We start from the raw sequence: 19,876 nt of genomic DNA, 5'->3' as shown, positions 1-19,876 counted from the left end.
CGCTGCGGTGTGCGGATTCACTCTGCGGATTCACTCTGAGGAGTGGCCGAGTTGTCCACAACTGCCGTGCTGTCCACAGGAATTGATGCTGATCAGCAGGTTCGGGCGGATGTGCCTAACGTCGTGAGGCATGGCCCTTCGATCTCCTCGGGCGTCGGTTCCCGATGCTCTTTCCGTCTCCGCGTCGTCGTCCGATTCATCGTCCACGTCGGCGTGCGCGTCCACGTCATCGTCCACATCTACGTCCACGATTCCGCCTCCGTCCGATCTGTTGTCCGGGCCTGGGCCCGTACGGCCGCGGCACGGTTCCGGCACGCGCCCGAGGGGCCGGGCGGGGGCGGGGCCGGGGGCTCGTTCCGGTGCCCGCCACGGTGGGCGGCGGTCCGCTCGGGGGCGTGCTGCCCTTGCCGCGGCGGCCGCGCGTCGTCGGGCGGATGCGCTGATGGCGGGCGTCTCGGGGTCGGGGGACGATGGCGCACCCGCACCGGTACGTGAGCCTGTCCCCGTACCCGAGCCGGCACCCGCGCCTGTGTCTGCGCCTGCGCCTGCATCCGTGCGTGGGGCTGTGGGGGAGGTGTCCGGTGGGGCGTCCAGGCTGCGCCTTCTCGTGTCGGCCGTCCGGGAGCGGTTGCCGTTGTGGGTGCGGCTCCGCTGCGGGCTCGCACCGCGGACGCCGGTGGTGCTCGGCCTGGTGCTGCTCGCCGCCGTGGCCGTCGCCGCGTTCCACTTCTGGTCCGTGCGCCCGCAGACCGTGCGTGCGCCGGAACCAGTCGCGGACGAAGCGGCGGCACCCGCGTTGCCGCCGGATCCGTTACGGTCCGGCGCCTCCGGTCCGGTGCCCCGTCCGACCGCCGGGGAGCCGCCGATCGCGGCCGGGAGCGGGGGCGGGGCCGGGAGCGGGCAGATCGTCGTCGATGTGAGCGGCAAGGTGCACCGGCCGGGGGTCCGTCGGCTCCCGGCGGGCTCGCGGGTGGCGGACGCGCTGGAGGCGGCGGGCGGTGTGCGCGACGGCTCGGATGTGACGGGGCTCAATCGGGCGCGGGTCCTGATGGACGGTGAGCAGGTCGTCGTGGGTCTTCCGCCCGTCCCGTCGGCCCCCGGGGCGGCCGGTGTGGGAGGCGGCACCACCGGCCGGCCTGGTGCACCGGGCGGGCCCGGGGCCTCGGTGTCGCTGAGCCTGAACACGGCGACCGCGGAGCAGCTCGAAACCCTGCCGGGGGTCGGGCCCGTGCTGGCCCAGCACATGATCGACTACCGCACCGAGAACGGCGGATTCCGGTCCGTCGACGAGCTGCGGCAGGTCAACGGGATCGGCGACCGCCGCTTCGCCGACCTCCAGCCGCTCGTACGGCCATGAGTAGCCGAGAGGCCCGGCTCGAACCTCGGGGCACGGACAGGGGCGGGGAGAGGGAGAGGGGCAGGGACGCGTACGGGGACAGGGGCACCGCGGGAAGCGGGGGAGACGGTGGGGGCGGTTTGGCGGGTACTTCGAGTGACTCGGGTCCACCGTGTAGGGCGGGTACACCAGGCACTTCGGGATCGTCGGGTGACTCGGGTGCGCCGGGTGCGCCGGGTGACTCGGGTGACTCGGGTGCGTCGGGGGAGGCCGGGGCGTGGCGGGAGGGGCCCACGGACCTGCGGCTTGTTCCTCCGGCCCTGGCGGTCTGGGCGGCTGCGGCGTCGGTGCTGGGGCTGCCGGGGCGGTGGGCGGCCGCAGTGGCCGTCGCCTGTGCCGTTCCGGCGCTCGTTCTGCTGGTGACGGCCGCGCGCACTTCTCGGGAAGGGAGGGCCGCCGGACGATCCCGCGCCGTCGCCGCCGCCGGGGGAGCCGTGCTGTTGTGCGCGGCGGCGGGTGCGGCCGTGGCCGGGCTCCACGGGGCCGACGTGCGGCGCGGCCCGGTCCCCGGACTGGCGCGGGAGTACGCGCGGATCGAAGCAGACGTACGGGTGACCTCGGATCCCCGGACGGCCGGACCGGCGGTCCGGGGCAACCACAGCACCCCCGCCCTCCTCCTGCTCGACGCCGAGATCATGGAGACCCGGACGCCGGACGGCCGGAGCACCCGGGTCCGTACGCCGGTGCTGCTCATGGTCACGGCAGGCGACGACCGGGCGGACTGGCAGAAGCTGCTGCCGTCCACCCGGCTCCGGCTCGGCGGCCGGCTGTCGCCTCCCGCACACGAGGGTGAACGCCTCGCCGCGGTCCTGCGGGTGGACGGCGAGGGAGCACCCCGGATCATCGGGCCCCCGACGTGGATCCAGCGCGCGGCGGGGGAGCTGCGCTCCGGGTTGCGGGAGGCGACGGACGATCTCGCCCCGGATGCGCGGGCGCTGCTGCCGGGGTTGGTGGTCGGTGACACCTCCAGGGTCCCGGCCGACCTGCACGACGCCTTCAAGGCCACTGACCTGACGCATTTGCTGGCTGTTTCCGGGGCCAACCTCTCGGTGCTGCTCTTTCTCCTCATCGGCCCGCCGGGGGCGGCGCTGAGCGCGGAACGGCGTGGTCTGGCACCATTGTTGGGCCTTTCCTTGCGGGGGACCGCGTTGATCGGCGGTGCGCTGACGCTCGCGTTCATCGTCGTGTGCCGTCCGGAACCGAGCGTGCTCCGCGCGGCAGCCTGCGGACTCATCACGCTCCTCGCGATCGGGACGGGCCGCCGGAGGTCTTTGATTCCCGCCCTGGCGGCGGCAGTCGTCCTCCTGGTGCTGTACGACCCCTGGCTCGCCCGGAGCTACGGTTTCCTGCTGTCGGTCCTGGCCACCGGTGCGCTGTTGACCCTCGCGCCGCGGTGGAGCGTGGCCCTGCAGGCGCGGCGGGTGCCGGGCAGGCTCGCCGAGGTGCTGGCCGCTGCGGCGGCCGCACAGGCCGTGTGCGCACCCGTGGTGGTGGTCCTGGCCTCGCGGGTCAGCCTGGTGGCGGTCCCCTGCAATCTGCTGGCGGAGTTCGCGGTGGCGCCGGCGACCGTGCTCGGCTTCGCGGCCCTGGCCACCGCCCCGGTCGCTCCGCCGGTGGCCGAGCTGCTGGCCGGGATCGCGGGCTGGCCGGTCAGATGGATCGCCACGGTCGCCCGTACGGGGGCGGGCCTGCCCGGGGCGGAGGCGCAGTGGCCCGGCGGGTGGCCCGGCGCCGCCCTGCTGGCCGGCCTGACGGTCCTCGCCGTGCTGCTGGCCCCGGGGCTGGCCCGCCGCCCCTGGATCTGCGCGGCCACCGGGCTGCTTCTCGTGCTGGCGGTGCTGCGGCCGGTTCCGCTGACCCGGATCATGACCGGATGGCCGCCGCCGGACTGGGCGTTCGCGCTCTGCGACGTGGGGCAGGGCGATGCGATGGTGCTCTCGGTGGGCGAGGACTCGGGGGTGGTCGTCGACGCCGGACCCGACCCGCGCGCGGTCGACCGCTGCCTGCGCGACCTCGGAGTGACCCGGGTGCCGCTCGTGGTCCTCACCCACTTCCACGCCGACCATGTGCGCGGGCTGCCGGGCGTGCTCCGGGGCAGGGCGGTGGGCGCGATCCAGACGACGAGCCTCGAAGAGCCGCCCGAACAGGCCGCGTTCGTGCGGCGGACGGCGGCCGCGGCTCAGGTCGCCACGGTACGGGCCGTGGTCGGCGAGCACCGGCGGGCGGGCCCGGTCGACTGGCGGGTCCTCTGGCCGCGCGACGGGCCCGGGGGAGCGGTGGCGGTGCGGGAGCCGAACGACTCCAGCGTCACCCTGCGCGTACGGGCGGCCGGTGGGCTGACGCTGTTGCTCCTCGGGGACCTCGAACCGTCGGCCCAGCGGGAGTTGTTGCGGGGGCGGGAGGCGTCGGGCCCGGTGGACGTCCTCAAGGTGGCCCACCACGGCTCGGCGTTCCAGGACGCCGGGCTGCTCCACAGCGTACGGCCGAGGTTGGCGCTCATCTCCTGCGGCGCGGACAACCCGTACGGCCACCCCTCGGCCCGCACGGTGGACGCCCTCAGGGCGGCCGGGGCCCGGGTCCTGCGCACCGACACCGACGGCCCGATCGCGGTGACGGGCGCCGGGAAGGAGCTGCGGGCGGTGGGCCGGTCATGACCTCGCCGGAGTCCGTCCCGCCCGCCCGTCGCTGCCCTCCGCCACTTCCGGGGGCCGGATCGTGCGGGTCAGACCAGCCACTCCCCGGCGAGCATCAGGTCGCGTTCGGCGAGTTCGTTGACCTCGCGCCAGGCGCGCACGGTGTGGGGGGTGATGTGCAGGAACACCCAGCGGGGGCGGTTGCGAGGATCCCACTCGAGCTTCGCCGCGAAGGCGTCCGCCACCGCGGCGGGAAGGTCCGTCCCCTCCACGAGGCCCGCCTCGCCCTCGATCAGCACCACGTCACGGGTGGGGCCGAGGGTGACTCTGATCGGGCCGCCGGAGGTCACGTTGACGGCGGTCGGGTTGGACCGCCGGGTCGACATCACCAGGGCGCCGCCGGCTTCGTCCCAGAGGAACGACAGCGGCACGAGAGTGGGGACGCCGTCCGGGGAAGCCGTCGCCACCCATGCGTCCTCGTCCTGTCGCAGATGGTCCAGGACGTCCAGCTTGCGCTGTTCCCGGCTGCGCGCGGGATCGGGCTTGGTCATGCCCGACACGCTAGACGGGGATCACCGCGCCGCGCCTCGGCCAAGGGGCCTCGGGCAGGAGTCCTAGGACCTGCGGCCAACTGCCGCCTGCCGTCAGCCGGGTGCCGCCTGCCGCCTGCCGCCTGCTGTCAGCCGGGTGCCGACTGCCGCCTGCCGCCTGCCGGGTGCCGCGTGCCGCGTGCAGCTTGCCGGGCGGCGGTGGATCGACGGCGGGGTGCGGGGGCGGTGGGCCTCGCGGCGGGAACGGGCGCAGACTGGGCCCATGACCTCGCAGACGCCCACGACGTCCGGTGCCTCCGTCCCGGAGCCCGATGGCGGCATCACCGACGCCGTCGTCGACGCCTACCTCACCCGGATCGGCGTGGACCGGCCGCTGCGGGCCGATGCCGGGGCGCTGCGCGACCTGCAGCACCGGCATCTGCTCGCTGTTCCCTTCGAGAACCTCTCGGTCCATCTGGGCGAGGACATCGTGCTGGAGGAACGGGCGCTCCTGGACAAGGTGATCGGCGGGCGCGGCGGCTTCTGCTACGAACTGAACGGCGCGTTCGGGGCGTTGCTCCGTGCCCTCGGCTTCCGGGTGACCCTGCTCCAGGCCCGGGTCTTCGGCGACGGTGGCCGTCTGGGCATTCCGTACGACCACATGGCGCTGCGGGTGGAGACCGAGGACGGCACGGGGCCGTGGCTGGCCGACGTCGGTTTCGGCGACCACGCGCTGCGGCCCCTGGCGCTCGACGACCGGACGGAGCAGGAGGACCCCCGGGGCGTGTTCCGGTTCCGCGAGGCGCCGCAGGGGGATCTGGATCTGCTGCGCGGTGGCTCGCGGCAGTTCCGGCTCGATCCGAGGCCGCGGACGCTGCCGGAGTTCCGGGGCGGGGCCTGGTACCACCGCACCTCGCCGGACTCGCACTTCACCCGGAGCCTGGTGTGCTCCCGGTACACGGAGACCGGGCGGGTGACGTTGAGCGGACGGGCCCTGGTCACCACGGTCGGTGGGGAGCGGCACCGTACGGAGCTGGCCACCGACGAGGAGGTGCTCGCCGCCTACCGGGACCACTTCGGGGTGCGGCTCTCCCGGGTTCCCGAGGTCCGGGAGGCAGGCGCCTTGCCGGGGAGCGGCACCCGCAGGTGACCCCGGGAACGTCCCGGATGACCGATCCGCACAAGCGGAACGGTTAATTCGGACCTTCGGTAACACCTGTGCACAGCTCGTCACAGCTCACCTCACCTCGTCACACCTCAGCTCACCTCGGTCCACCTCGTGATACCTCCGTACAACACCTTCCGAGGTGCTCTGTTTGCCTCGAACGTCGCAACAGTGATCGAATGCATGCTCGTCAGTAGGCCGCTGCTCCGACAACGACGTCCACCTGTCAGGGGCCCCGAAGAGCGAAGCGCCCCTGGGGGTACGTAAGAGATGTTCGGCCGTTGGCTGGGAAACAGAGGCCAGGCGGGTGGGCGCGGTGGGGCCCTCGCCGGATTCCAGGTACCCCGCACCGCGGGCGTCCTCAGCTGCCGGGTGCTGGACCCGGTCAACGAACCGGTGCAGCAGGCCGAGTTCGTCGTGACCGACAGCGTGGGTCGCAGGGTGACGGGCGGCGAGACGGATCCGTTCGGCAGCGTTCTGGCCACGGTCCCGGCCGGCGACTACCGGCTGGCGGTCACGGCCGAGGGCTTCACCCCGTTCCACGGGGCGGCGACGGTGTCCGAGGGGGCGCACGCCACCCTGGGCGACATCACCCTTCAGGTGGTGCAGCCCCCGCAGCTGCCCGACCCCGGCGACTGGGACATCGAGCCGAACCACTCACAGATCGGCTTCACCGCCCGGCACATCGGCCTGGCCCGCATCCACGGCAGGTTCAACACCTTCGCCGGGGCGGTCCGGATCGCCGACCGCATGGAGGATTCCGCCATGCACGTGATCATCGACGCGGCGTCGATCGACACCAATGTGCAGATGCGCGACGACCACCTGCGCTCCGGCGACTTCCTCGACGTCGGCCGGTACCCGACGCTGGAGTTCTACAGCGAACGCTTCGTCCACCGGGGCGGCAGCCGCTGGGGTGTCACCGGTGCGCTGACCCTGCACGGCGTCAGTCGTACGGTGACGCTGGACACCCAGTACCTCGGTATCGGCAACGGCCTCGAGGGCGAGACGCGCGCCGCCTGCCGGGCCACCACCGAGCTGCACCGTGAGGACTTCACCCTCACCTGGCAGACCATGCTGGCGCGCGGGATCGCCGTGGTGGGGCCCAGCATCGTCATCGACCTGGACATCCAGATCGTTCCCAAGGGCTGAGCCGGCCGGATCGTTCCGGAGAGCCGGGCCTGCCGGGCGCTAGGGCTTCTCCAGCCAGCCTTCGTACTCCGCGGCGAACGCGTCGAGCGCGGCCGGGTCCAGGCGCGCGGCCGCGTCCTCCACGACCACCAGCCACTGGGCGTCCTCGGCGTCGTCCTCGCCGGCCAGTGCGTCCCGTACGAGCTGAGGCTCCTCGGCGACCCCGAAGCGGTCCGCCAGTTCCCCTGCCACCTCCTCCGCGGCGTCGCGGTCGGGCAGCACCAGTACATGTCTCACGTCGCTCACCCGGTCATTCTCCGGTACGGGCATCCGCGCCCCACGCCCCGGGGTGGCCGGACTGTCCGGGCCGTCCGGGCTGTCAGTGGGGCGTGGGATGCTGGATCGCGATGGCCACCAGGAAGAATTCCACCGACGATCCGCTCGCCCCCCTCACGCTCGCCGTGGGCCAGGAGGACCTCCTCCTGGACCGTGCGGTGCAGCAGGTGGTGGCGGCCGCCCGTGCCGCCGATGCCGACACGGACGTACGGGATCTGGCGTCCGACCAGTTGCAGCCCGGCACGCTCGCCGAGCTCACCAGCCCCTCGCTCTTCGCCGAGCGCAAGGTCGTGATCGTGCGCAACGCGCAGGACCTCTCGGCCGACACGGTCAAGGACGTGAAGGCGTATCTCGGCGCGCCGGTCGAGGAGATCACGCTCGTCCTGCTGCACGCGGGCGGAGCCAAGGGCAAGGGGCTGCTGGACGCGGCGCGCAAGGCCGGGGCGCGGGAGGTCGCCTGCCCGAAGACCACCAAGCCCGCCGAGCGGCTCTCCTTCGTACGGTCGGAGTTCCGGACCCACGGGCGGTCCGCGACGCCCGAGGCGTGCCAGGCGCTGGTCGACTCCATCGGCAGCGATCTGCGGGAGCTGGCGAGTGCGGTGTCCCAGTTGATCGCGGACGTCGAGGGGACGATCGACGAGGCGGTCGTGGGGCGCTATTACACCGGGCGGGCGGAGGCCTCGTCGTTCACCGTCGCCGACCGGGCGGTCGAGGGGCGGGCGGCGGAGGCGCTGGAGGCGCTGCGGTGGTCGTTGTCGACCGGGGTCGCGCCCGTGCTGATCACCAGTGCGCTGGCGCAGGGGGTGCGGGCGATCGGGAAGCTGTCCTCTGCGAGGGGCGGGCGGCCGGCGGATCTGGCCCGGGAGCTGGGGATGCCGCCGTGGAAGATCGACCGGGTGCGGCAGCAGATGCGGGGGTGGACGCCGGACGGGGTCGCGGTGGCCCTGCGGGCCGTGGCTGCGGCGGATGCGGGGGTGAAGGGTGGGGGGGACGACCCTGAGTACGCGCTGGAGAAGGCCGTCGTCGTTGTCGCCCGTGCGGCTCGGGCGGGGCGGTAGGCGGGGCGGTGGTTTGCCGCCGGGTGTGGGGGCCTGTGGTCGGCGGTTCTGTCCTCAAGCGCCGGACGGGCTGGATGTGGCCCTCGACGGCTTGGATGTGCCGCTGGGCGGGCCGGATGTGCCGCTGGCAGGCTGGGAGGGTGCGGGGTCTCGTGTGAGTGCCGGTTCCGTCCTCAAACGCCGGACGGGCTGAGTGTGCCGCTGGACGGGCCGGATGTGTCCCCGGACGGGCTGAATGCGCTTCCGGGTGCACGGAAGCCCCGTCTTCTCGGTCTGGGGAGAGCGAGGAGGCGGGGCTTCCGGGTCACGCTTGGTGTGCGCCGCACCCGCGTGGCGAACGCAGGTTCGGTGTGCGGCGCGGGGTGCCGGTCCGGGGCGGGAGAGAGGGCCCGCTGGTCCGGTTCCGGCGATCACATCAGTGAGCTTCGGGAAGAAGCTCAGGCCTGCAGGGCGGCAACCTTGGACGCCAGCGCCGACTTCTTGTTGGCGGCGGCGTTCTTGTGGATGACACCCTTCGAGACAGCCTTGTCGAGCTGACGGGAGGCGTCGCGGACGGCCGTGGTGGCCTTCTCGACGTCACCGGCAACGGCGGCCTCGCGGGCCTTGCGGATCGCGGTCTTGAGCGACGACTTGACGGCCTTGTTGCGCAGGCGCGCCTTCTCGTTGGTCTTGTTCCGCTTGATCTGGGACTTGATGTTCGCCACGAAAGAGCCTTTTCAGGTTCGTTGGATCTTCTAGGTGAGCCACGCCGCTCGTGAGAGCCACGAGGCACAGCTGTCCACGTTAGCAGTGACCCTCCGACCGGCCCAAACCGGTCGCGGTCCCGCAGGCGTGGGACGATGGAGCCTGCGTATCGATCCGACCGACCCGACATCGACCCGAGACACGGCGTTCGGCGTCTCAAGAATCAGGACCCTGCGTGCCCGCGACTCCTTCCAACGTGCCCGAGCCGAGCCGTACCGACCCGGCGCTGATCCGCAATTTCTGCATCATCGCGCACATCGACCACGGCAAGTCGACCCTTGCCGACCGGATGCTTCAGCTGACCGGAGTGGTCGACCAGCGGCAGATGCGTGCTCAGTACCTCGACCGGATGGACATCGAGCGCGAGCGCGGCATCACCATCAAGTCCCAGGCGGTCCGACTGCCCTGGGCGCCCACCACGGGTGAGGACACGGGCGCCACCCACATCCTCAACATGATCGACACCCCGGGCCACGTGGACTTCACCTACGAGGTCTCCCGTTCGCTCGCGGCCTGCGAGGGCACGGTCCTGCTGGTCGACGCCGCTCAGGGCATCGAGGCCCAGACGCTGGCCAACCTCTATCTCGCGATGGAGAACGACCTCACGATCGTCCCCGTGCTCAACAAGATCGACCTCCCCGCCGCGCAGCCGGAGAAGTTCTCCGAGGAGCTGGCCAACCTCATCGGCTGCCAGCCCGAGGACGTGCTCAAGGTCTCCGCCAAGACCGGCGTCGGCGTGGACGCGCTGCTCGACCGGGTCGTGCGGGACGTGCCGGCCCCGGTCGGCGTCGCGGACGCCGCCGCCCGCGCGATGATCTTCGACTCGGTCTACGACGCGTACCGCGGCGTCGTCACCTACGTCCGTGTCATCGACGGTCAGCTCAACAAGCGCGAGCGCATCCGGATGATGTCGACCGGGGCCACCCACGAGCTGCTGGAGATCGGGGTGTCGTCCCCGGAGATGACCCCGGCCGACGGCATCGGCGTGGGCGAGGTCGGCTACATCATCACCGGCGTGAAGGACGTGCGGCAGTCCAAGGTGGGTGACACCATCACCTCGCTGCACAACGGGGCGACCGAGGCGCTGGGCGGCTACAAGGAGCCCAAGCCGATGGTGTTCTCCGGGCTGTACCCGTTGGACGGCTCGGACTACCCGGACCTGCGCGAGGCGCTGGACAAGCTCCAGCTCAACGACGCCGCTCTGGTCTACGAGCCGGAGACCTCCGCCGCGCTCGGCTTCGGTTTCCGCGTCGGCTTCCTCGGCCTGCTCCACCTGGACGTGGTCCGCGAGCGGCTGGAGCGCGAGTTCGGGCTCGACCTGATCGCCACCGCGCCCAACGTGGTCTACCGCGTCGAGATGGAGGACGGCACCGAGCACACCGTCACCAACCCGAGCGAGTTCCCCGAGGGCAAGATCGACAAGGTGCACGAGCCCGTGGTGCGCGCCACGGTGCTGGCCCCGAGCGAGTTCATCGGCGCGATCATGGAGCTCTGCCAGAACCGGCGCGGCACCCTGCTCGGCATGGACTACCTCTCCGAGGACCGGGTCGAGATCCGCTACACCCTGCCGCTCGCGGAGATCGTCTTCGACTTCTTCGACCAGCTGAAGTCCAAGACCCGTGGGTACGCCTCCCTCGACTACGAGCCCACCGGCGAGCAGTCGGCCCAGCTCGTCAAGGTCGACATCCTGCTGCACGGCGACAAGGTGGACGCGTTCTCCGCCGTCACCCACAAGGACAAGGCGTACGCGTACGGCGTACGGCTCGTCGCCAAGCTGCAGAAGCTCATCCCCCGGCAGAACTTCGAGGTGCCGATCCAGGCGGCCATCGGCGCCCGGGTCATCGCCCGTGAGACCGTCCGCGCCATCCGCAAGGACGTCCTCGCCAAGTGCTACGGCGGTGACATCTCCCGTAAGCGGAAGCTGCTGGAGAAGCAGAAGGAGGGCAAGAAGCGGATGAAGATGGTCGGCAACGTGGAGGTTCCGCAGGACGCCTTCATCTCCGTCCTGTCGACCGACGAGTCCGCGGGGGAGAGCAAGGGCAAGAAGTAGCCCCGCTCCGCCCCTCCGCCGGCCGGCGGTCCCGAGGGCCCCCACACCGCCGTACCGTGCGGTGTGGGGGCCCTTCGGCGTGGGCCTTTTCGTTATCAAGCGGCGGCCTGTTGCCCCTTACGTGGCGGACATGTGCGCTCTACTCTGATCACGACTCGATGGTTACTGGCCAGTTAAACAAGCCGAACAAGCAGGTTGCGCAGCAGGACGACAGCAGCAGGACGACAGCAGTAAGTCGCCGTATCAAAGAAGCCGGTCGTAGCAATGCCGCAGGCCCGGAGGACGTCGTGAGCGACACACAGACCTTGATCGATAACCGGCCGCCCTCCGTGGCGTCCCTCTTCATCGACCGCGTGGCGGCGACCCCGGACGGGGAGGCGTACCGCTACCCGGTGCCGTCGGCCTCGGGCGCGGGTCCCGACGACTGGAAGTCGCTGAGCTGGGGCCAGGCCGCCGAGCGGGTGTTCGCCATCGCCGCCGGGCTGATCGCGCTGGGGGTGCGGCCGGAGGAGCGGGTCGCCCTCTCCTCCGCCACCCGGGTGGAATGGATCCTCATCGACCTCGGCGTGATGTGCGCGGGCGCCGCGACCACCACGATCTACCCCTCCACGAACGCCGAGGAGTCCGCCTTCATCCTGGCCGACTCCGAGAGCCGGATCCTCATCGCGGAGGACGCCGTACAGCTGGCCAAGGCCCGGGAACGCCGCACCGAGCTGCCCGACCTCGCCCATGTCGTCGTCATCGACCCGGCCGGCGTCGAGCCCGCCGAGGGCGACCCCGAGGGGTGGGTCATCACCCTCGCCGACCTGGAGGCCCGGGGCAACGAGCTCCTCGCCAAGACCCCGGACGCGGTCACCGAGCGGGTCTCCGCCATCACGGCCGACCAGCTCGCCACCCTCATCTACACCTCGGGCACCACCGGCCGGCCCAAGGGCGTGCGGCTGCTGCACGACAACTGGTCGTACATGGCCAAGGCCACGGTGGGCACCGGGCTGATCACCCCGGAGGACGTGCAGTACCTCTGGCTGCCGCTGGCCCACGTCTTCGGCAAGGTCCTCACCTCCGGCCAGATCGAGGTCGGCCACGTCACCGCGGTGGACGGCCGCATCGACAAGATCATCGAGAATCTGCCGGTCGTCCAGCCGACGTACATGGCCGCCGTGCCCCGGATCTTCGAGAAGGTCTACAACGGGGTCGCCGCCAAGGCCCGTGCGGGCGGCGGAGCCAAGTACAAGATCTTCCAGTGGGCGGCCGGGGTCGCCCGCGAGTACGCCCAGGTCTCCCAGGACAACTTCCAGCGCACCGGCAACGCGTCCGTGCCCTTCGCGCTCGGCGCGAAGCACAAGGTGGCCGACGTCCTCGTCTTCGCCAAGATCCGCGATGCCTTCGGCGGCCGGCTGCGTGCCTGCATCTCCGGCTCCGCGGCCCTCGCCCCGGACATCGGCTACTTCTTCGCGGGCGCGGGCGTCCACATCCTGGAGGGCTACGGCCTCACCGAGACCAGTGCCGCCTCCGTCCTCAACCCGGGTGAGGCGTACCGCACCGGCACCGTCGGCAAGCCGCTCCCCGGCACCGAGGTGCGCATCGCGGACGACGGCGAGATCCTGCTGCGGAGCCCCGGCGTCATGCAGGGCTACCACAAGCAGCCCGAGAAGACCGACGAGGTCCTGGAGTCGGACGGCTGGATCCGCACCGGGGACATCGGCGAGCTGTCCGTGGACGGCTATCTGCGCATCACCGACCGCAAGAAGGACCTGATCAAGACGTCCGGCGGCAAGTACGTCGCCCCGGCGGAGGTCGAGAGCCAGTTCAAGGCGGTCTGCCCGTTCGTCTCCAACATCCTGGTGCACGGCGCGGACCGTAACTTCTGCACCGCGCTCATCGCGCTCGACGGCCCCACCGTCCTCGGCTGGGCCGCCGAGAACGGCCTGGAGGGCAAGTCGTACGCGGAGGTGGTCGCCGCCCCGCAGACCGTCGAGCTGATCGAGGGGTACGTCAAGCGCCTCAACGAGGGCCTCCAGCGCTGGCAGACCATCAAGAAGTTCCGCCTCCTGCCGCGCGACCTGGACGTCGAGCACGGCGAACTGACCCCGAGCCTCAAGCTGAAGCGGCCGATCGTGGAGCGGGAGTACCGGGGTCTGATCGACGAGATGTACGCGGGCTCGCGCGAGGCGTAGCGCGGAGATCCGGGAGTCCGCTCCCGGACGCACGGACGCCGTCCGGGGGCTCGGCCCCGGACGGTACGGGCGGGACGGTCGGATGCTTCGGTGTCCGTCCGTCCCGCCCGAGCGCGTTTCCCGGGCTGGTTCGCGACCTGCTGGACGGCGCTCTGGACGACGCGCTGGACGGCGCTCTGCACGGCGTGCTGGACGACCTGCTTCCCATGGCGTTTCCCGTGACGTTTCCCGGCGTTCTTCTCGCCGCGTTGCGTTCGATTCTGCTCGATTTTCTGCTCACTTCGGTAACTCGATGCTTATGGATGCGGCCGGTCTGTCACTCTGTCGGTGTCGTCGGACCGTAGGAGCCGCACCGTGGCGCCCATTCCCTTGCAGCGGGACACCGTGCAGCGACCCGGCACCACCCGTGCCGGGTACGCGCACGGCCCGCGCCTGGCCAGCCGCACCAGCCTGCCCGGCATACCGCTCGCCCCGTCCGCCGCCCGCCGGTTCGTGCGCGCCGCGCTCGCGGAGTGGACCGGGCTCGGGGTGCCCGCCGCCGTGGGCTTCAGCGACCGGCTGGCCGACGACGCCGTGACCGTCACCAACGAGCTGGTCACCAACGCCGTCGTGCACGCCGGCACCACGGTCGACCTGGTCCTGAGGCTGGAGGAGGAGAGCGGCGACGAGCCGTCCGCCGCCCTCGTCCTGGAGGTCACCGACCATCACCCCGCCCGCCCGGTGAGCGGCGACGGGCCCGGGGCGGACCCCGGACCGGCCGGCACGGTCGCGGGGGAGCTGCCCGACCCTGCCGAGTACGGCCGGGGCCTCCAGCTCGTCGCCACCCTCGCCGACTCCTGGGGCATCACCTACCGCACCGGCCTCAAGACCGTCTGGGCCCGCCTCCCCGTCGACGACTGGAGCGCCCCGCCCGCCCCGCCCGACGGGGAAGCCCTCAGACGCGGCCTGCGCGCCGCCGAGATCCTCGCCCCCGCCGCCCGGCGCACCGAGCGCGACGACGCGGTCTGGGACAGCCGGGGCGCCCCGGCCTTCCTCGCCGAGGCCTCCGACCTGCTCGCCGGGCAGCTCGACGAGGACCTGGTGGCCGCCATAGCGGGCCAGCTGCTGGTGCCCCGGCTCGCGGACTGGTGCGCGATCTGGCTGGAGACCGAGGGCGGGGGCCCGGCCGCCGAACCCCGGCTCGCCCGGGTCTGGCACAGCGACGAGACCGGCACGGAGCCCCTGCGCACCGCCCTGGAGAGGGAGCCGCTGCGCCTCCCGTCCGGGATCGGCTCCGGCCCGGTCTCCGTTCCCGTGCCCTGGCACGCTCACCAGGCCGAGAACGCCCCGCATCCCGAGGATCCCCACCGCCCCGAGGGGGCCGAGCACGCCCCACCCCCGCATCCCGGCGCCCGGGACGGGGCCGCGCTCGCCTTCCGTATCACCGCGGGCGGCCGGGCGCTGGGGACCGTTCTCGTCGGCCGTGAGGGCGTCGCCCAGGTCCCGGAGGCGGTCGCGTCGCTCATCGAGGACTTCGTCCGCCGTCTCGGCCTCGCCGTGGGCGCGGCCCGCGCCTACACCCGGCAGGCCACCATCAGCCGGATCCTCCAGCGCGGCCTGCTCCCCAGCAAGGTCGCCGAGATCCCCGGCGTCACCAGCGCCCTCGTCTACGAACCCAGTGACGACGGGGTGGTCGGCGGTGACTTCTACGACATCTTCCCCTGCCCCGGCGACCGCTGGTGCTTCGTCCTCGGCGACGTCCAGGGCTCCGGTCCCGAGGCCGCCGTCGTCACCGGCCTCGCCCGCCCCTGGCTGCGGCTGCTCTCCCGGGAGGGCTTCGGCGTCGGCGAAGTCCTGGACCGGCTGAACCGGCTGCTCCTCGACGACGCCATGGAGGCCGCCGAGGCCGCCGCCCTGATGGTCGCCGCCGCCGGGGGCCGTCAGCTCCACGACGGCACCCAGTCGCGGTTCCTCTCCCTGCTGTACGGGGAGGTCGTGCCGCTCCCCGACGGCGGGGTCCGTTGCACCGTGGCCAGCGCCGGGCACCCGCTGCCGCTGCTGCTGCGCCCCGACGGCTCGGTACGCCCGGCGGCCGAGCCCCAGGTGCTGCTCGGGGTCGTCGAGGACGTGGCGTACGAGAGCCAGGTCTTCGACCTCGCGCCCGGGGACACCCTGCTCTGCGTCACGGACGGGGTGACCGAGCGGCGGTCGGGCCCGCTGATGTTCGACGACGGGGACGGGCTGGCCCGGGTGCTGGCCGGGTGCGCGGGGCTGCCCGCCGAGGCGACGGCCGAGCGGATCCGGCGGGCCGTCCACGAGTTCGCCGAGCAGCCCCCGGACGACGACGTGGCCCTGCTGGTGCTGCACGCGGAGTGAGCGGACGCAACCGCTTCCGCGGCGAGCGACAATGGACGCTATGCCTTCCGTACTGCCCGATGGTGAGCCCGTGCCCGACGACGGGGCGCTGCCCCGCCACGCCCTGGAAGGCGCAGCCGACCGCCCGCTCGGCTTCTACCTGCACGTCCCGTACTGCGCCACGCGCTGCGGCTACTGCGACTTCAACACCTACACCGCCACCGAGCTGCGCGGCTCCGGCGGGGCGCTGGCCTCCCGCGACAACTACGCCGCCCACCTCATCGAGGAGGTCCGCCAGGCCCGCAAGGTCCTCGGCGACGACCCGCGCCCGGTCCGCACGGTCTTCGTCGGCGGCGGCACGCCCACCCTGCTGCCCGCCGCCGACCTGGTGCGCATGCTGGCGTCGATCCGGGAGGAGTTCGGGCTCGCGGAGGACGCGGAGATCACCACCGAGGCCAATCCGGAGTCCGTCGACCCGGCCTATCTCGCCGCCCTGCGCGAGGGCGGCTTCAACCGGGTCTCCTTCGGCATGCAGAGCGCCAAGCAGCACGTCCTGAAGATCCTGGACCGCACACACACCCCCGGCCGTCCCGAGGCCTGTGTCGCCGAGGCGCGCGCGGCGGGCTTCGACCACGTCAACCTCGACCTGATCTACGGCACCCCCGGCGAGTCCGACGACGACTGGCGGGCCACCCTGGACGCCGCGATCGGCGCGGGCCCCGACCACGTCTCCGCGTACGCCCTGATCGTCGAGGAGGGCACCCAGCTCGCCCGCCGCATCCGGCGCGGCGAGATCCCGATGACCGACGACGACGCGCACGCCGACCGCTATCTCATCGCGGACGAGGCCTTCGCCGCCGCCGGCTTCGACTGGTACGAGGTCTCCAACTGGGCCACCACCGAGGCCGGCCGCTGCCTCCACAACGAGCTGTACTGGCGCGGCGCCGACTGGTGGGGCGCCGGTCCCGGCGCCCACAGCCACGTCGGCGGGGTCCGCTGGTGGAACGTGAAGCACCCCGGCGCGTACGCCCAGGCGCTCTCCGAGGGCCGCTCGCCCGGCGCGGGCCGCGAGATCCTCGCCGAGGAGGACCGCCGGGTCGAGCGGATCCTGCTGGAGCTGCGGCTGCGCGAGGGCTGCCCGCTCTCGCTCCTCAAGCCCGACGGCCTCACCGCCTCCCGCCGCGCCCTGGCCGACGGGCTGCTGGACCCGGAGCCGTACGGGAAGGGCCGCGCGGTCCTCACCCTGCGCGGCCGGCTCCTGGCCGACGCGGTCGTCCGCGACCTGGTCGACTGACCCCGGCGGGCGAGCTCACGGCTTGCAGTCCTTCGCGGTCAGCGGGGGCGTGACCCCGGCCGGCTTGCCGCACACCAGGGTCCGCTCGGCGCTCGGCCCCGGCCGGACCACCTTGACGATGTTGAGGCCGTGCACATTGTCCGAGACCGAGGACCGCTCCCGGCTGAACGAGATCGTCCCCGTGGGCATGCTGTTGAGGTCCACCGTGTGCAGCGTCGCCCAGGTCTCCGCCGCGCTCCGGCGCTTGTCGCCCCGCGCCGCGGCGTCGTACAGGGCGGCCGTCGCGCTGTAGGAGATGACGGTCTGCCCGCTGGCGAACAGCTCGTCCTCGTACGCCGGACGCCCCGAGGCGAGCGTGGTGACCTCCCCCTTGGGGTGCAGCGCCCGCAGCGTGCGGTACGCGTCCCCGTAGAAGCCGAGGTTCTTTCCCCGGTCCAGCGGCGCGAGCGAGCTGTGGTAGAGCGTGACGTTCGTCGCGATGGACGTGCTGTCGTCGAACGTGCCCTTCGTCAGATCGTCCCCGGTGAACACCGTCATCCGCCGGTCCGAGCACCCGGTGGTCTCCGACAGGCCCCGCATCAGCGTCGGCACGTCCTCGACCCGCCCGGCGAAGTACAGCGCGTCGGGAACCCGCTCGGCCCGGCAGATGGTGGTCAGCGGGGCGTTCAGGCTCGCCCCGCCGACGAGGTCGTACATCACGTCCTTGTCCAGCGCGAAGCCCGACTTCTCCAGCATCTCCTTGCCCGCCGCCCGCTGCTCGGCGGTGTACCGGTCCAGGTCGCCGTTGTCGTCCCGGCGCGAGAGCACGATCGCCTGCGGGCGGTCCAGGCCCTTCGCGATCTGCCGGGCGATCAGCCCGAGCGCGTACGTCTGCTCCTCGTCCGTCGCCGCGAGGCCGAAGTAGTTGGGGTGCTCGCGGGGCATGTCGCTGCTGGAGTTCGTCGTGTTCACCAGCGGCAGCCCGGCCTCGCGCAGCAGCTTCGTCGCGTAGTCGCTCTCGTTGGTATTGCGGCCGAGGCCGACCACGCCGACCACCGTCGGGTCCCGCCGGGCCACCTCGATGATCTTCCTGACGGCGGTGAGCTGCCGGAGCATGTCCTCGCCGCCGTTGGCGGTCAGCACCCGCAGCTTCACCGACCGGCGCACGGTCTTGTTCACCGCCCGCTGCTGGAGGTAGACGCCGGTCAGCTCCTCCAGGCCCTTGCGGGTCGCCTCCCGGTCCTTGCCGGTGGCGGTGAGCGGACCGGCGTACACGACCGTCACGTACGCGTCGCCCGCCTCGATGTCGGCGTTCTCCTCGCGGATCTCCTGCTCGATCCGCTCGAAGGTGATGCCCTTCCCGGCCCCGTTCAGCTCCAGGTCGTTGCCCTGCGCGAAGAGCACCTCGGGCGCGGTCGCCACCCCGACGCACTCCCGGTCGCCGTCCTGCCCCTCCCAGATCGCGTCCGTGTTGCGGTCGGTCAGCGGCCCGTGGCAGTACGTCTCGCGCCAGTGCCCGGCCCACAGGAACGCCCCCAGCAGACTGCCCACGACGACCACCGCGATGCTCGCCCGTGACATCGCCCACCACGCCCAGGTGCGCCGCACCCGGTGGGTGACGAGCTGCGCGTGCGCGTGTTCATGGGTCAGCTTCTCGGTGGACAGCGGCAGCAGGAGCACCCACGCCAGGGTCGCCGCCGCCACCGGCGACTGGCCCAGACTCAGATCGTCGACCCAGCGCTTGTAGCGGGCGCGGGCCCCGGAGGAGCCGGCCGGTGCCCCGGGACCCGGCCGCTCCGGGGGCAGCGGCGGGGTGTGCCGCATGATCTCGGGGGCCGGCAGCGAGGCGAGCAGCAGCAGCGGGTCCACCTCGCTGCGCCGCGACCGTACGTTGTTGATCGCGTTGATCAGCAGGATGCCGCCGTTGTCCTGGGTGGCCCGGGGCAGGAACACCACCGGCGGGACCGTGCGCTTGCTGCGCCGCCAGTCCAGCGAGTGCGGGCGGTAGTTGTGCCGCAGGTCCTCCAGCAGCGCCTGCACCCGCAGCTCCAGATGGAACTGGCGCGCGTGCTCGTCGCCCGCCCCCGCGTCCGCCACCCGCTCCGCGACCGCCGCCGCCCGCGCCCGGATCACCCGCCACGAACCGCTCGGCGAGACCCACGACCAGCCGTCCGACGGATAGCCCGTGCTGGACGCGGCCAGGGACGAGGTGGTGGCGAACCACCGGCTGGCCCGGCGCAGCCACAGCAGCGGCGGCGCGGCCCGGCTCGCCAGGCCCACCACGGCCAGCCCGATCAGCGCGACGGCCGCCACCAGGGCGGTCAGCAGCCAGTCGATCTCCCCGAGCAGCACGCTGAGCAGGGCGATGAAGAGCGCGCCGACGAACGTCTCGGGCCGCACCGACTCCCGCAGCGAGTTCCACCAGGTGCCCCGGCGCGGCCGGCCGGCCCGCCAGCGCAGCCGGCTCAGCTGTTCCAGAATCCTTTCCCCGCGCACCTCGGAGGGGTTCCCGTCGGACTGCTCGACCACCGTCGCGGTGGCCTGCTCGATCGCCCCGAGCAGTCGGGAACGGGGAAAGGCGAAGTTCTTGTACTGGGTGTTCTCGCGGGTCTCCCACGGCTTCTCGGAGAGCGTGCGCACCATGTCGAGCGCCGCCTCGTAGGGGGTGGGCCCCTCGCCGTCCAGCAGCCGCACCGGCACCCGTCGTAACTCGTTGGCGCTGTGCACCTGGTGGACGACCCGCTCCACCCGGGCGTCGATCTCCGGGCCGGCCCCGGCGTCCGCCGCCTGGGCCACCACGAGGGGCATCACCGGCCGGTTGACCCGGTACCGGTCGATCAGCTGCTGCATCAGGTGGAAGACGGCCGAGGCCGCCTCGTTGTCCGCACTGTCCCGCCAGACCTCGCGCACCATCGACCCGTCCCCTTCCCCCGTGAGCCCTTCGGCCCGTGAACCGCCTGCCCGTTCTTCCCTCTCACTAACCGATGGTGCGTGGGGGACGCAGGCATTCACAGGGATCGGTACGTGATCCTCTTCAACGGGTCGGCGT

At 72.4% G+C, this 19,876-nt stretch carries 13 protein-coding genes; 9 read left to right on the top strand and 4 right to left on the bottom strand.

Annotation, left to right across the window (positions count from 1 at the left end):
- The first annotated feature begins 130 nt into the window (after positions 1 to 130).
- Positions 131 to 1,357 (top strand): helix-hairpin-helix domain-containing protein, encoded by a 1,227-nt coding sequence (locus ACH4UK_RS04490; protein WP_398354478.1) that lies wholly within the window; start codon positions 131 to 133, stop codon positions 1,355 to 1,357.
- 278 nt (positions 1,358 to 1,635) lie between these two features.
- A complete protein-coding gene (locus tag ACH4UK_RS04485; RefSeq protein ID WP_398354932.1) occupies positions 1,636 to 4,050 on the top strand; it encodes a ComEC/Rec2 family competence protein in 2,415 nt (804 codons plus the stop codon).
- A 68-nt stretch (positions 4,051 to 4,118) separates the two neighbouring features.
- Here ACH4UK_RS04485 and ACH4UK_RS04480 read toward each other — a convergent pair whose 3' ends face one another.
- Positions 4,119 to 4,580 carry a pyridoxamine 5'-phosphate oxidase gene (locus ACH4UK_RS04480; RefSeq protein ID WP_398354477.1) on the bottom strand — a complete coding sequence of 154 codons (462 nt, stop codon included), beginning with the start codon at positions 4,578 to 4,580 and terminating at the stop codon, positions 4,119 to 4,121.
- A 262-nt stretch (positions 4,581 to 4,842) separates the two neighbouring features.
- Here ACH4UK_RS04480 and ACH4UK_RS04475 point away from each other — a divergent pair, with 262 nt between their 5' ends.
- Both ACH4UK_RS04475 and ACH4UK_RS04470 read left to right on the top strand, forming a co-directional pair.
- A complete protein-coding gene (locus ACH4UK_RS04475) occupies positions 4,843 to 5,709 on the top strand; it encodes an arylamine N-acetyltransferase (protein ID WP_398354476.1) in 867 nt (288 codons plus the stop codon).
- Positions 5,710 to 5,994: 285 nt separating this feature from the next.
- Positions 5,995 to 6,876, top strand: a complete 882-nt coding sequence (locus tag ACH4UK_RS04470) for a YceI family protein (protein WP_398354475.1) — start codon at positions 5,995 to 5,997, stop codon at positions 6,874 to 6,876.
- A 39-nt stretch (positions 6,877 to 6,915) separates the two neighbouring features.
- On the opposite strand, the gene ACH4UK_RS04465 is transcribed toward ACH4UK_RS04470, so the two are convergent.
- Positions 6,916 to 7,185, bottom strand: coding sequence for a hypothetical protein (locus ACH4UK_RS04465; protein ID WP_398354474.1), 270 nt, complete (start codon positions 7,183 to 7,185; stop codon positions 6,916 to 6,918).
- Positions 7,186 to 7,262: 77 nt separating this feature from the next.
- Here ACH4UK_RS04465 and holA point away from each other — a divergent pair, with 77 nt between their 5' ends.
- Positions 7,263 to 8,249 (top strand): DNA polymerase III subunit delta, encoded by a 987-nt coding sequence (holA, locus tag ACH4UK_RS04460; RefSeq protein WP_164612057.1) that lies wholly within the window; start codon positions 7,263 to 7,265, stop codon positions 8,247 to 8,249.
- 437 nt (positions 8,250 to 8,686) lie between these two features.
- On the opposite strand, the gene rpsT is transcribed toward holA, so the two are convergent.
- Entirely contained in the window at positions 8,687 to 8,953 is a 267-nt protein-coding gene (gene rpsT, locus ACH4UK_RS04455) for a 30S ribosomal protein S20 (RefSeq protein ID WP_018961227.1), read from the bottom strand.
- A 215-nt stretch (positions 8,954 to 9,168) separates the two neighbouring features.
- On the opposite strand from rpsT, the gene lepA reads away from it, so the two are divergent.
- The 4 genes from lepA (at position 9,169) to hemW (ending at position 16,848) form a co-directional block, all read left to right on the top strand.
- A complete protein-coding gene (lepA, locus tag ACH4UK_RS04450) occupies positions 9,169 to 11,043 on the top strand; it encodes a translation elongation factor 4 (RefSeq protein ID WP_398354473.1) in 1,875 nt (624 codons plus the stop codon).
- 287 nt (positions 11,044 to 11,330) lie between these two features.
- Entirely contained in the window at positions 11,331 to 13,220 is a 1,890-nt protein-coding gene (locus ACH4UK_RS04445) for an AMP-dependent synthetase/ligase (RefSeq protein WP_398354472.1), read from the top strand.
- A gap of 354 nt (positions 13,221 to 13,574) precedes the next feature.
- Positions 13,575 to 15,575, top strand: coding sequence for a SpoIIE family protein phosphatase (locus tag ACH4UK_RS04440; RefSeq protein WP_398354471.1), 2,001 nt, complete (start codon positions 13,575 to 13,577; stop codon positions 15,573 to 15,575).
- Between the two features lie 31 nt (positions 15,576 to 15,606).
- Positions 15,607 to 16,848, top strand: a complete 1,242-nt coding sequence (gene hemW, locus ACH4UK_RS04435; protein ID WP_398354470.1) for a radical SAM family heme chaperone HemW — start codon at positions 15,607 to 15,609, stop codon at positions 16,846 to 16,848.
- 15 nt (positions 16,849 to 16,863) lie between these two features.
- Here the strand turns inward: hemW and ACH4UK_RS04430 are convergent, their stop codons facing one another.
- Positions 16,864 to 19,740, bottom strand: a complete 2,877-nt coding sequence (locus tag ACH4UK_RS04430; RefSeq protein WP_398354469.1) for an ABC transporter substrate-binding protein — start codon at positions 19,738 to 19,740, stop codon at positions 16,864 to 16,866.
- Between the last annotated feature and the right edge of the window lie 136 nt (positions 19,741 to 19,876).

The sequence above is a fragment of the Streptomyces sp. NPDC020884 genome, assembly GCF_044333935.1.
Lineage (GTDB): Bacteria > Actinomycetota > Actinomycetes > Streptomycetales > Streptomycetaceae > Streptomyces.
The sequence above is the reverse complement of the archived record's forward strand: the minus strand, read 5'-3'. Positions and strand labels throughout refer to the sequence as shown.

Excerpts from the sequence above, each read along its gene's own strand:
- ACH4UK_RS04470 (WP_398354475.1), top strand. The coding sequence starts at position 5,995 with ATGTTCGGCCGTTGGCTGGGAAACAGAGGCCAGGCGGGTGGGCGCGGT.
- ACH4UK_RS04430 (WP_398354469.1), bottom strand. The coding sequence starts at position 19,740 with ATGGTGCGCGAGGTCTGGCGGGACAGTGCGGACAACGAGGCGGCCTCG.
- ACH4UK_RS04480 (WP_398354477.1), bottom strand. The coding sequence starts at position 4,580 with ATGACCAAGCCCGATCCCGCGCGCAGCCGGGAACAGCGCAAGCTGGAC.
- hemW (WP_398354470.1), top strand. The coding sequence starts at position 15,607 with ATGGACGCTATGCCTTCCGTACTGCCCGATGGTGAGCCCGTGCCCGAC.
- ACH4UK_RS04475 (WP_398354476.1), top strand. The coding sequence starts at position 4,843 with ATGACCTCGCAGACGCCCACGACGTCCGGTGCCTCCGTCCCGGAGCCC.
- ACH4UK_RS04490 (WP_398354478.1), top strand. The coding sequence starts at position 131 with ATGGCCCTTCGATCTCCTCGGGCGTCGGTTCCCGATGCTCTTTCCGTC.
- holA (WP_164612057.1), top strand. The coding sequence starts at position 7,263 with ATGGCCACCAGGAAGAATTCCACCGACGATCCGCTCGCCCCCCTCACG.
- ACH4UK_RS04465 (WP_398354474.1), bottom strand. The coding sequence starts at position 7,185 with ATGCCCGTACCGGAGAATGACCGGGTGAGCGACGTGAGACATGTACTG.